Here is a 900-nt window from a genome sequence, read left to right as displayed (position 1 = left end):
CTTGCTGAAATGACGGTTGGTACTGGTGTAACGGTCAATTCCGTGCTACCTGGTCCCACTCGCTCTGAAGGGGTCAGCGATTTTGTGGAAAAGATGGCAACGGATCGCGGTGTCGAAGTCGATCAGGTAGAAAAAGAGTTTTTTGAGTTCGTGCGTCCTTCCTCACTGCTCAAGCGCTTTGCCACATCCGAAGAGGTTGCTGCCTTAGTCACATATGTGTCTAGCTCTCTCTCATCAGCCACAAATGGTGCTGCACTTCGGGTTGATGGCGGTGTAGTGAGATCAATCCTCTAGTTTTTCAAAGACAAAATCGCTCTTTTTACTACAATGAATGGTTAGAGATAGCATCTTTTAACCAAGTAAGGTACAAATTAAATTAGTAAAACAATGAGTGGAACGGGCATCCCTGCCCGTCCGGAAGTGTACTTCATTTGAAATAGCAACCGCTATATTCTTTTACGTCAACAAGGATTAAGGTAACAGTTTATTAGCACTTTTTTATAGATTGTGATGATTCGCTACTTTTTGGCTGTCATCGCAATTTGTTCTTGGTTCTGTATTTCTAAAAGTTGTGGGATTGTTACAAATTTATAGCCTTGCTGTCTCAAATTATTAATTATTTGTGGTAAAGCCGCTACAGTATTACTACGATTACCTCCACCGTCATGCATTAATACAATACCACCTGGTGTTGCTTGTTTCACTACTCGTTTTACTAATGTTGATGGGGAAGGGCGCCGCCAGTCTTCTGAGTCATCTGACCACATTACAATAGCATCCTTTTGATTTCTGGCATAAGTTGCTACACCATTATCTAGTATTCCTCCTGGTGGACGAAATAAACTAGTTTTGGCGCCAGTAGTTTGATAAATTATATTTGCCGTATTTTCAATCTCTGAA

At 41.3% G+C, this 900-nt stretch carries 2 protein-coding genes; one reads left to right on the top strand and one right to left on the bottom strand.

The features are described from left to right. Positions 1–294, top strand: a 294-nt coding sequence (locus tag AC2JBO_RS45040) for an SDR family oxidoreductase (protein WP_496960104.1), incomplete at its 5' end; no start/stop codon positions are given. A gap of 224 nt (positions 295–518) precedes the next feature. Here the strand turns inward: AC2JBO_RS45040 and AC2JBO_RS45035 are convergent. Beyond that, on the bottom strand, positions 519–900 hold a 382-nt coding region (locus tag AC2JBO_RS45035), incomplete at its 5' end, for a polysaccharide deacetylase family protein (protein WP_496960103.1).

The organism is Calothrix sp. CBUCES-K 9914 (assembly GCF_059640475.1).
The sequence above is the reverse complement of the archived record's forward strand: the minus strand, read 5'-3'. Positions and strand labels throughout refer to the sequence as shown.